The following is a 10,062-nucleotide window of genomic DNA, read 5'->3' as shown; positions in this document are numbered from 1 at the left end:
TGACGGATTCTTCGACCCATTTTCATCATCTGTGGTGCAGCGCTTGCGCTGCATGTGTGGCTAACGGGTACGATAGCATAATGACCAGAACGAAAGGCGCCATTTCAATACAGCTGCCTTTTCCCCGCTAAAGAATAAAATCGAGAATTAATTATGGATATATTAACCATTTGCGATGTGGCCATTATGGTTAGAGACCGTTGGGCAACAAGTAAAAATGCTAGTATCCATTACTTAGATAGTGTGGGCGAAAATAATGGAGAGATTACGCCTGTTGTTTACGTGCCTGGCGCATTTGGATTCGCCGAACAGTTTCGCGATGAAATGAATGTTTTGTCAAACAGACGATAATGGCCCGTAGCTTCTAACACAACAGCCGGACGCTGCCCCGTAAAGGACTCTATGTCTTGAGCAGAACGGAGAAAGGACGCTAATCCCTCAAGATCGTGCTTAAAACGATAGGTCTTTCCGTAGGGCGTTCCTCGATCTGCAAAAGCTTGTGCATGACTTTCCCCTTTTGATACATCCAAACCAATGACAGGATTCATTTACCATTCACCGGTAACCCCTAACCTTCTTGCCGTCCACATTATCGCATGTGATTCGGGATCATTGTCCCAACCAGCCTAATCATGGTTTAACAAGTAGGGGGGATAAACTGTATAGCTCTCGGGATCTAGCTCCCACGGACAGAATCGTCCGATCCCCGGCTACCGCTATGTTACAACCACAAAGAAAAGAGGTCGACCAGAAAGTAAAATGTACCTATAGGGCAGACCTTTTTCAAGTGTCCACTCTATAGGGTGCATTTCAAAGTTCTGGTGACCTCATAATACGAACGGGCAGAATAGTGGAGGTGCGCCTATTTACTTGATGCCGAAGATAAAATTCGCTGAACTAATGTGATATTACACCGCAATAACAACATGGAAGGTAGCCCAATTATTGGCTGCCTTTTCCTAGATAACTGGAAGGGTTGCTTAATGATTTCGAGAACCGTTAGTTTGAAGGCCTACACGACATTAACCGCAAGCTGCTTCAGAATTGCACAACCGCATCCGTGAAGACGGCGGATTCATGCTCTACAAAGCCTAAAATTGCGACGTTCTCCAATTCTCTAAGTACCGAGCGTATTTCTCTTTAAACTTCCAACAAGGAACCATCTGTTCCAGGAGCACCCAGCAGATAACTTTCGACTGTTTCCCGCCAAATGGCAGGAAGAAGTCACTGGGCAAAATCATTTGGCTTTCTGTTCGCTGATCCATCTTGACGTCTCCAAGTGCACGGTTTTTGACGGGGTTACGCCCGTTTTCCTAACACTTAATTCGACAGAAGAGGCGATAAACTTTTTTTTCTTTTGTTCAACAAGCCCTAGTTACTTCGATGTTATTGAATAGAAACGGCGTTCTCTTTTGTGTATAATTTAGTTTTGCACGAAAAAAATAAAAAGAAATAAAAAAATGGAGATGGAGATGAAGGGTCGCATGTTGTCAATCGGATGGATCGGATTAGGAAATATGGGCGTGCCCATGGTCAAGAATTTGCTGAAGGCGGGTTTTCAGGTTCGTGTCTATAACCGTTCCCCCGAAAGAGCCGAAGAGGTGCTGAAAGCCGGTGCAGTGTGGGCGGGGTCGCCAAAGGAAACGGTTCAGCAGTCGGATATGACGTTTACGATGGTATCGGACGTCGCCGCTGTCGAAGCTTTGCATACAGGAGATGAAGGCATTCTCGCCGCACCACTCGCCGGCAAAATCGTGGTCGATATGAGCACGATCGGGCCCGAAGATTCCAGACGATTCGCGCAGCTTGTCAAAGAGAGCGGCGGAGAATTTCTGGACGCGCCAGTGTCCGGTTCGGTCAAGCCGGCCCAGGACGGGCAGTTGGTCATTTTGGCGGGCGGAAATGCCGACGTCTTCGAGATCTGCCAGCCTATGTTCAGGGCGCTCGGCAAAAGGTCGATTCTGTTCGGGGAGAACGGAAGCGGATGCTTGGCGAAGTTGGTCATCAACCTGCTGTTGGGCATAACGGTGCAGGGAGTTTCCGAGGCATTGGTTCTTGCGGATAAAGTGGGGCTCAACCGCGCTCAAGTGCTGGAAATGATGCTGGAATCCGCGCTGGGCTCGCCATTTTTGCGCATGAAGCAGCAGCTTTTTTTGGAAAATGACTTTCCGGCGGCTTTCGCTCTGCGGTTGATGCATAAAGATATCGGGCTTGCCCTTGATGTCGCGAGACGAACCGAAACGCCTTTGCCGGCGGCTTCCGCGGCCAATACCGTTTATTCGGAGGCTATAGCGAGCGGAATGGGCGATCTTGACGTCAGCGCGGTTTATTTGCAGCTCAAAGAGATGGCGGGGCTTTAAGTTCGGGGAAAGGGATCCCAGCATTTAATCTCAAATACGGCCAAGCCCGTAACTGCTGGGTACGTTAGATCTGATCGGCCAGCAACGATTTAGGACAGAAGCCAAAGCGGGCGCGGTAGGCTTCTACGGAAGCCTGCAGCGTGATGCCTTCATTGTAGTTAATCCAGATGAAGTCTGTATGATGATTTGATGGGATGCAGAAGGTTAAGTAAATAAGTTCGTACATCATTTTGGAGGCTTAGGTTTTGATCCCACTTTTCCCCATAAGCAAGCATTCGTGAGAAAACTAGATCGTACCGAGGGAGTTCAATAATAAAGGGGGCAGTTTTTTATTGGAAAAATCAACACTTTATCGTACTAACGGGCACGATAGCTTAATAAAAGACATTGGACGAAGGAGCTGCCGCGGCATTCTACGACTATTCGTATGAATCTCTTTGATCGTATCTAATAGCTCTCGGTTCGCTAGCCGCTTCTGGACACGTGTAGAACCTGGCACATCTTTGCAATCCGAAATTCGAAGCGATGTTCATAGATGAATGTAAACGTGATTATTTCAGATTTTTCGCGAAGTAGGCCGCCGCCTTTTTTAAGATTTCATTCTCTTCTTTTAAGTCTGCGAGCTGCTTTCGTAGCTTGCGCATCTCATCATCTTCAGGCTTTAAGTTCCCGCTGCCCGGAAATGCGCCTTCTCCATCACGTTTATACGTTCTCACCCAGTCTCGGACTGTGGTGTAGTGAACATCCAGTTCCTTGGCCGCATCGCCTACTGTTGATTCCCTAGCCAAGATTCGTAGTACTACTTGCTCCTTAAATGCTTTGTCAATCTTCTTCCGCTGCCCCATATTAAATCCCTCCACGTATATTATAGAGGTTTTCTATGTGTCTATCAGTACAATGCTGGCAGCCTTGCTGCAGCGTTACACTATGGGTTCCGGCATTCCCGATATTCGAACTCGTCGATTTTGCCCGACGTTAGGAGATAATATATGGTCGCTTCTTTATGATATGATGTTTGTCTCGATATGCGGTTGTTGCGCTGCAGAATATCAGAGTAGCGGGCCGGATAATCATAGTGCACAAGATGATTTGCCGCCGTAACGTCGAGACCGGTGTTGACGGAATCCGTAATAAGCAGAACGGTGGATTCCGGGATTTTATTAAATCTGTCAATCATCTCATTGACCTCATGGATGGAAAGCTGTGTCGTAATAATAAAAACGCCCTTGATGTCCTCGTCCGCAGAAAGCTTGTCTAATAACAGGGCGGTGACGGCATTCGATTTGGAGATGACGACCGCCTTTTCCCTTCTGTCACTCACATCTCGGATGATGGACCTCAGCATGTTCATTTTTTGCGGATTCTGGTTGCACATAAGCGCCATTTGCTCTTTAATCGCCATGAGCTGTTTTTTTTCATGAATGGAGGAGGCCCGGCTATCTCGCTCGGAAGCAGTAAAGTAATTATTCAAAAGCTTCAAGTATTCGGTTTCATATTCGGGCTCCAAGGATACGACGATCTGTTTTTCAGTAATGTTCATGATATCAGTCATCCTTCCTGCTCTTCTTATTCTTTGAATAATAGTAACGTAACTTATGATACGGTTCTCTCGACGAAACGGCAAGCTTCATAAAATGGAATTTTACAACGCGACGGCAAGAAATATTACCTGGGGTACGTCAGTTGAACAAGCTATGGCAGCAGCCGGTTAAAACGATCGGCTGCTTTTTCATTGAAGTAACGGGAGTTATTTAGTACCGAATGACATTAATCAAGCAGCCCTGACAACCAACAAAACTGAGTCATGATCATAAAGCTTCGGTATTATCGCACTGAGGCTTTTTAACATGTTGAGTTTAAAAATGTTGTTGACACGACACCAAATGGTGTCCTATAATAAAAGCGTCACTAAATGGTGTCCAATTAGGAGTTAGTCATTTGGAAAGTTTGGAACCTGAATAAGCCTCACTTGAAACTATTATGAGGAGGAAACAAATGAGTAAGATTATCGGTGCGGAAACAACCACGAAAGTAGAAGCCCAGCCCCGAGGAAAAATGATTGCTTATTGGACAGTCACATTACTACTCGCAGCAGCTGTTATGTTAAGTGGTATCGGGCAACTGATGCAATATGGGGGAAACCTCGAGTTAGTGAGGAATCTTGGTTACCCATTATACGTCTTGACCATTCTCGGGATTTGGAAAGTGCTTGGAGCCATCGCTCTCGTCATGCCAGGTTTTCCTCGGCTTAAAGAATGGGTCCACGCTGGTATCTTCTTTGTAATGACTGGTGCGGCTTTATCTCATGCGTTTGCTAACGATTATGGTGATTACGGGTTTAATATTATCCTTCCGCTTTCATATGCTGCACTAAATATCGCCTCGTGGGCGCTACGTCCGAAGAGCCGCAAACTTTAGGGAGGTGCTGAAATTAACGGCTGTCCCTTCGTATCACTAATAGATTTCTACTACAGAAAATTGGAGGGAGTGCTGTGAGCGAGAACAACGAATTACGGGATGTGTTTGACGCGATTGCAGATCCAACTAGGCGCCGACTGATTCGTCTGTTAGCAGAGGCAGAGGAGATACCGCTTCATGAATTAACGGCACAGTTTCAAATGGGCCGTACAGCGGTATCCAAGCATTTGACAATCCTTAAAGAGGCCGGACTGGTACTTGACCGAAAAGTCGGCAGAGAAACGCGATTTAGGTTAAACGCCTCTCCACTCAGAGAAATTCAAAATTGGGTGGCTTTCTACGGCAAGTTCTGGAGTACGAATATGTTGCGCTTGAACCAACTATTAGAGGAGGAAGAAGAATGAGTTTAGCATTATCCTTGGATTTTCAGTACACGACATCGATCGAGAAACTTTGGTCCGCCTTAACCGATTCAAGCAAGCTTGCCAAGTGGGTGGTCAACATCCACAATGGTCAGGCGATGGAAAATGATTTTGTGCCCGTCGTAGGACACCGTTTTCAGTTTCGCACTCAGCCGTCCGAATATTGGGATGGCATTATTGACGGAGAAGTGCTTATCGTGGACGCACCAAACCGGGTGTCCTATACTTGGGCCAGCGGAGGAGAAAAGCACACGGTCACCTGGACGCTGCAGGATTTAGGGGACGGAAAGGTTAACCTTCATCTCGAACAAACCGGATTCGCCAATGCTCAAGGTCTCGAAGGCGCTAGGTATGGCTGGGGTAAATGGTGCGGCGAGCTTGAAAAGGTATTAGCCTAGTTGTAAAAGGAAGGAGAGCCTTATGAATATCATTTTTGTTATTTTACAAAGTTTTCTGCTCGTCTCCATGGCCTTTGGCGGCGGAAGCAAGCTGGCTGGTGCGAAAAATTTTGTTGAAATGTTCGAGTCGATTAAACTGCCGCAATGGTTTCGAGTTGTTACGGGGCTCGTTCAACTAGCCGGGGCAGCCGGACTTGTTATCGGATACTGGAATCCGGCAGCAGCCGTATGGGCAGGCATTTGGATTGGCATCACGATGCTGGTGGCATGCCTTTCACATTTCAGGTATTATAGCAAAAATGTAGGAGAGCCCACTATGCAGGGCTCTTTTTCATTTCCAAAAAGGAGGCGTCAACATTTTGCAAAAGCAGGATTTTGTACATATGTCTATATCCCTATGACTTGATCCGATCCCTGGGTCGATTTCGGGTGGCAAGCAATTTGACTTCCAGCACGATGGAAGGCGACATTTGAACGCATGCATGCCAAATAGGCGTAATCAAATGAATTGGCTCCTATTTTGTAGAAAAGAGCATTTTTTCTATAATCAACATCCCTTTCTTATTTAAACAATACTAACCGCTTAAAACAACAGGAGATTTTCTATAATCCGGTACATTGTTCTATTCTTTGGCGATTGATATGGTAGAGACGAGGTAAATGAAAGCGCTTATATACCTAGGCGTACTTTAAAAATTGGGAAGGAGACAGGGAGCTATGATGAAAAACAAGCACTTATGGAAGATGAATGTCCTCTTGGCATTCACGGTCTTTTTGTCGGTATTGCTCTTAGGTTCCGAGCCTTTAAGCTCCAAAGCTTATGCTGCGAATACCGTATTTAATCAAAAAGGCTCAGGTATTCTTGGTTGGCATGCCACACCTTATGGAGGGGGATTTACCGAAGACAAAATGAAGGCGAACACCGATTGGCTTGCCGCCAACTTTAAGGACGCGGGTTACGAATATGTCAGTGTAGACGGCTGGGTCGGCGACACCACCGTACACAATGCGGACGGTTACATTACAACATATAAAAACGACTGGCAGCACGATTGGAAATATTGGGCAGATTATGTCCATTCCAAAGGCCTAAAGTTAGGGATTTACTACAATCCTTCCTGGGTGCATCAGTCGATCGCTGATGACACGAACAATAAAATTATTGGAACCGACATTCCGATCAAAAGCATTACCGATCCCGCACATATGCACCAAACCCGTTATATCATTGACCCAAGTAAATCAGGTTCGGAGCAGTACGTCAAAGGAATGATCAATTACTATAAGAGTGTAGGTGTCGACCTCCTCAAAATCGACTTCATCCGGTATGTTGACGATGCCTATGGTCCAGAAGCGACAACGACTTTGTACCGTTGGATGAGGGAGGCGGCCGGCGATGACATGATCTTATACTATGCCAATGCCAAAAACCGCAATCATGCCCAGGATGAAGTGAAATATGCCGATATTATTAGAGCAAGCGAGGACTGGAGAACAAATTCCAGCGTACCGGGAGTCTGGTACCATACAAGCGCCCGCAACAGAGGGCAAGTAAAGGATAACAGCTGGCCGCCTGCGTACAATATTTTCGATGGATTCGATTGGCTGTCGGATGTCTCTGGAAGAGGAAAAGTTGTCATTGACGGTGACTTTAGTGTTTTGAGCTCAGGGGGAACAGATGCCGAGAAGAAAACCAGAATCAGCTTGCTTGCCTTGGCAGGCAGCAGTATAAATATCGGAGATAACTTCTCTAACATAGGACAGAATGATGTTTACTACTTAAACCCGGAAATTCTGGAAATGAACAAGAAAGGTTTTGTGGGCAAACCACTTTCCCGTGATTTGAATGATTCCCGAAGCCAAATATGGCAAGGAAAGCTGGCAGATGGCACCTGGATTGTCGGATTGTTCAACAGGGAAGATACGGCACAATCCCGCTCGGTTAATTTTTCCCAGGATTTAGGACTAAAAGGGAGCTATACAGTGAGTGACATGTGGTCACATTCCGGGCTGGGTGTCATGTCGTCTTACAGCGAGAATATTGAACCGCATGGAGTCAGACTTCTGAAAATAGCGGACAATACTCCACCTACCTTGAAGTTGAATGTTAACGGCACAACAATGGTCGAAGGAACAGCTTATGCCGATGATCAAATGGTGACCTTCAATCTGAGTGCTGAGGATTCGCTGTCCGGTGTGGATACTCAGACAATCACCCTGGACGGAAAGTCCTATACGATCGGAACAACAATGGACTTGGCAGGCAAGCTAGGTGATCACAGTCTACGTGTTACGGCAACAGATTTTGCCGGAAACACCATGAATCAAACGTTTACCTTCAAAGTAAACACCAATATTCAGTCCATCCTGAATCTGATCGATCGATATATAGCTTCTGGAGACATCAAAGGGAGTCTAGTTAATTTATTGAAGAATAACTTGGATCAAGCGAGACATCAAACCAATAAAGTCTTACCAAAGCAAGTTATCCATTTCTTGCAAGAAGCTCTCAAGCATCTAAACGACAATCCTAAACTGCTTTATGTGAGCGATGACGCGAAAACCGTCCTGAACACCGATCTTCAATCACTGATTACGGGCTTGTCCGGACAATAAAAAGAAATGCCAGTATCAAGATTCAATTGATGCTGGCTTTCTTTGTTGAAGCTGCTATGTGGAAATGGGAATACGGATCTGTACGGAAGTTCCCCAACCAGATTTGCTTAGAATCCTCAGACTGTACTGGGCTCCATAAGTTAAAATCAACCGTTTATTCGTATTATAGAGTCCGATATTCTGGGCTTTGTCACCAGTCGATTCATTCTCCCGGCTTTCTTCCGGTTCTTTTTCCAATTGCTGTCTGACTTTCTGCAATCGTTCCTTTGTCATCCCAACACCACTATCCGTCACATCAATGGTGATGAAAGCAGAGGAGCACCGCAGTCGGATCTTGATCCCGCATATGCCATTTTTTTCTTTAATGCCGTGATAGATGCTGTTTTCAATTAAAGGCTGCAGCAGCAGTTTGGGGACAAAGTGACGCTCCGGATCGCTATCCAAATCCCAAACAACTTTAAACTGATCCTTGTAGCGGATCTTTTGAATTTCAAGATAAACTTCCGTATATTGAATTTCCTTTTGGAGCATCACTGTTTGCTGGTAGGGAGCGGTTAAAGCATATTTCAGTATATCGCCTAAGTGCTCGATCATCGTACTAGCTTCATTCGGTTTTTTCGTTATCGCTACGGTCTTCCAATAGATAATCTCCAAAGTATTATACAAAAAATGGGGATTTATCTGCGATTGCAGAGCCAGCATCTCCATAAAACGCAGCCGATAATTCCTTTCGGACAATAGGACCTTTAAATAGCTTTGTTCTATGAAGCCTTTAATAATGTTCTGAAGAATAAAGCCATATTCATCAATGACCTTAACCGGTTGAGCAGGTAAAGGTTTGCCTTGCTCGACGGATTTGATGATCGTTACGATGTTCTTTAAGTTGTTATAATTCTTTCTCGTCAGCCAGTAGGTGATCGCCAATCCGATTAGAAGGGAAACCACGAGTAAGGATATAGTAATTTGACTGAGTTGGATGGGAATCCGGTAAAGAATGGTTTGCGGGATGAGTGATATATAATGGAGCCCCTGACGGTTGGATTGCAGCCGGGTTACGGTATAAGCTTTAGATCCCAATCGGATAGTTGAAGATTGAGCAGAAGAGGCCATTATTTTTTGTAGATCCACTTGGGAGGAAGCAAGGGTAGACCTATCCGTTTGGAATAAAACCCGGTAATGATCGTCTGCGATCAATACCGTTTGGTCCTTAGACACGAGATCAGCCAGCATCTTCTCGATATATTCGGGAAGTATATTTAGAACAATTACTCCTGTGACTTTGGCAGTGCCCGTTGTATGAAGCTTGCGGTAGACTGAAATGACGCGCTTTTTCTCAATTCCGTACCGGTTGATCTGCCTTTCTTCCAGCCAAGTTTCTCCTGAGCCAGCCCGTTTGTAGGATTCGTACCAGCTTTGGTCATAGAACCGGTCGAATGATACAAATCCCTCTGTCGAAGTTAACATGTTTTTGGCCGGATTGTTGTAATAAATATAGATGGAATCGATAAACGGACGAGCATAGGCCGGGGCGGTAGCGAAATCAGCAATTAAATCACGGGTCACCGCTTGATCGTATGTTAAGGCGTTCGAATTTAGAATATCCTTCAGACGTACAGCTATATTGTTGCTTGTCTGAAATCCAAGGGATAACGTATCCATTTCATTCAGAATCAGCTCAACATTGTCTCTAGTCTGGGTCAGCAAATTTAAGTTGTTCAGGTTAATATCCTGTTTGACAAAATGCTGTGTAATTAAAATAGCCAACGAACCTAGAATCAGAATGGGTATCAGGAGTGGGATGAGGAAGAAAATCAAATTTTTAAACATGTATTGTTGTTTCCACATGGC

The 10,062-nt window shown here is 45.3% G+C and carries 9 protein-coding genes and 1 pseudogene; 6 read left to right on the top strand and 4 right to left on the bottom strand.

What is annotated here, in order from left to right; genetic code table 11:
• Positions 1-347: 347 nt before the first annotated feature.
• Positions 348-548: pseudogene (locus ACFPYJ_RS14925) on the bottom strand (IS110 family transposase); the annotation flags it as partial.
• A gap of 924 nt (positions 549-1,472) precedes the next feature.
• Between ACFPYJ_RS14925 and ACFPYJ_RS14920 the strand changes: the two are divergent.
• The gene (locus ACFPYJ_RS14920) at positions 1,473-2,360 is read left to right on the top strand and encodes an NAD(P)-dependent oxidoreductase (protein ID WP_379188950.1); all 888 of its coding nucleotides are present in this window, start codon (positions 1,473-1,475) and stop codon (positions 2,358-2,360) included.
• Between the two features lie 551 nt (positions 2,361-2,911).
• Here ACFPYJ_RS14920 and ACFPYJ_RS14915 read toward each other — a convergent pair.
• Together ACFPYJ_RS14915 and ACFPYJ_RS14910 are read right to left on the bottom strand one after the other, a co-directional pair.
• Positions 2,912-3,205 carry a transposase gene (locus ACFPYJ_RS14915; RefSeq protein WP_379188949.1) on the bottom strand — a complete coding sequence of 98 codons (294 nt, stop codon included), beginning with the start codon at positions 3,203-3,205 and terminating at the stop codon, positions 2,912-2,914.
• Positions 3,206-3,285: 80 nt separating this feature from the next.
• Positions 3,286-3,900 (bottom strand): helicase-related protein, encoded by a 615-nt coding sequence (locus ACFPYJ_RS14910; protein ID WP_379188948.1) that lies wholly within the window; start codon positions 3,898-3,900, stop codon positions 3,286-3,288.
• 455 nt (positions 3,901-4,355) lie between these two features.
• Between ACFPYJ_RS14910 and ACFPYJ_RS14905 the strand changes: the two genes are divergently transcribed.
• The 5 genes from ACFPYJ_RS14905 (at position 4,356) to ACFPYJ_RS14885 (ending at position 8,214) form a co-directional block, all read left to right on the top strand.
• Positions 4,356-4,778 carry a DoxX family protein gene (locus tag ACFPYJ_RS14905; RefSeq protein ID WP_379188947.1) on the top strand — a complete coding sequence of 141 codons (423 nt, stop codon included), beginning with the start codon at positions 4,356-4,358 and terminating at the stop codon, positions 4,776-4,778.
• Between the two features lie 74 nt (positions 4,779-4,852).
• Positions 4,853-5,182, top strand: a complete 330-nt coding sequence (locus ACFPYJ_RS14900) for an ArsR/SmtB family transcription factor (RefSeq protein ID WP_379188946.1) — start codon at positions 4,853-4,855, stop codon at positions 5,180-5,182.
• On the top strand, positions 5,179-5,598 hold the full coding sequence (locus ACFPYJ_RS14895; RefSeq protein WP_379188945.1) for an SRPBCC family protein: 420 nt from the start codon (positions 5,179-5,181) through the stop codon (positions 5,596-5,598). The genes ACFPYJ_RS14900 and ACFPYJ_RS14895 overlap by 4 nt, the downstream gene beginning before the upstream one ends.
• 22 nt (positions 5,599-5,620) lie before the next feature.
• Positions 5,621-6,004: a DoxX family protein gene (locus ACFPYJ_RS14890; protein ID WP_379188944.1), complete on the top strand. Its 384-nt coding sequence runs from the start codon at positions 5,621-5,623 to the stop codon at positions 6,002-6,004.
• 311 nt (positions 6,005-6,315) lie between these two features.
• A complete protein-coding gene (locus ACFPYJ_RS14885; RefSeq protein WP_379188943.1) occupies positions 6,316-8,214 on the top strand; it encodes an FIMAH domain-containing protein in 1,899 nt (632 codons plus the stop codon).
• Positions 8,215-8,268: 54 nt separating this feature from the next.
• On the opposite strand, the gene ACFPYJ_RS14880 is transcribed toward ACFPYJ_RS14885, so the two are convergent.
• Positions 8,269-10,059 carry a sensor histidine kinase gene (locus tag ACFPYJ_RS14880; protein WP_379188942.1) on the bottom strand — a complete coding sequence of 597 codons (1,791 nt, stop codon included), beginning with the start codon at positions 10,057-10,059 and terminating at the stop codon, positions 8,269-8,271.
• Positions 10,060-10,062: the final 3 nt, after the last annotated feature.

The organism is Paenibacillus solisilvae (genome assembly GCF_042656405.1).
Lineage (GTDB): Bacteria > Bacillota > Bacilli > Paenibacillales > Paenibacillaceae > Paenibacillus_Z > Paenibacillus_Z solisilvae.
This window is presented reverse-complemented; position numbering and strand designations above follow the sequence as displayed.

What these genes read in the sequence shown, in the direction of transcription:
- ACFPYJ_RS14890 (WP_379188944.1), top strand. Translation starts at nt 5,621, where the DNA reads ATGAATATCATTTTTGTTATTTTACAAAGTTTTCTGCTCGTCTCCATG.
- ACFPYJ_RS14920 (WP_379188950.1), top strand. Translation starts at nt 1,473, where the DNA reads ATGAAGGGTCGCATGTTGTCAATCGGATGGATCGGATTAGGAAATATG.
- ACFPYJ_RS14895 (WP_379188945.1), top strand. Translation starts at nt 5,179, where the DNA reads ATGAGTTTAGCATTATCCTTGGATTTTCAGTACACGACATCGATCGAG.
- ACFPYJ_RS14885 (WP_379188943.1), top strand. Translation starts at nt 6,316, where the DNA reads ATGATGAAAAACAAGCACTTATGGAAGATGAATGTCCTCTTGGCATTC.
- ACFPYJ_RS14915 (WP_379188949.1), bottom strand. Translation starts at nt 3,205, where the DNA reads ATGGGGCAGCGGAAGAAGATTGACAAAGCATTTAAGGAGCAAGTAGTA.
- ACFPYJ_RS14880 (WP_379188942.1), bottom strand. Translation starts at nt 10,059, where the DNA reads ATGTGGAAACAACAATACATGTTTAAAAATTTGATTTTCTTCCTCATC.
- ACFPYJ_RS14910 (WP_379188948.1), bottom strand. Translation starts at nt 3,900, where the DNA reads ATGAACATTACTGAAAAACAGATCGTCGTATCCTTGGAGCCCGAATAT.
- ACFPYJ_RS14905 (WP_379188947.1), top strand. Translation starts at nt 4,356, where the DNA reads ATGAGTAAGATTATCGGTGCGGAAACAACCACGAAAGTAGAAGCCCAG.